1 protein-coding gene is annotated in these 607 nt (G+C 64.1%); it reads left to right on the forward strand.

The window, feature by feature from the left end:
- The coding region (locus VBE63_RS31065; RefSeq protein WP_323686788.1) for an aldo/keto reductase at positions 1–607 on the forward strand (607 nt) is incomplete at both ends.

A 607-nucleotide genomic window follows, 5' to 3' on the forward strand; every position in this document is an offset into this window, starting at 1 on the left:
ACCGAGCGCTTCATCGGCAACTGGCTCGCCGAGCGCGGTGGCCGCGAGCGCCTGATCATCGCCAGCAAGGTCGCCGGGCCGGGCGACTGGATCGACTATCTGCGCATGCCGGGGCGGCGACTGGATCGCGCCAACATCGAGGCGGCGCTCGACGCCAGCCTGAAGCGGCTGCAGACGGATTATATCGATCTTTACCAGCTGCATTGGCCGGATCGTGAGACCAATTACTTCGGCAAGCTCGGCTACAGTCACCCGGAGACGGATGACAGTGTCCCGCTGCTCGAGACGCTGCAGGTATTGGATGATCTGGTCAAGGCCGGCAAGGTGCGTCATGTCGGGCTCTCCAACGAGACGCCCTGGGGCACGCTGCGGATGCTGGCATTGGCCGAGACCCACGGCCTGCCGCGGATGGTCAGTATCCAGAACCCGTACAGTCTATTGAATCGCAGCTTCGAGGTCGGCCTGGCCGAGGTCGCGATCCGCGAGCACTGTGGTCTGCTGGCCTATTCGCCGTTAGCGTTCGGCATGCTGAGCGGCAAATATCTCAATGGTGCGCGGCCGGCCGGTGCGCGGCTGACGCTGTTCTCGCGCTTCGATCGGTACTCGA

Source organism: Lamprobacter sp. (genome assembly GCF_034860625.1).
Classification (GTDB): Bacteria; Pseudomonadota; Gammaproteobacteria; order Chromatiales; family Chromatiaceae; genus Lamprobacter.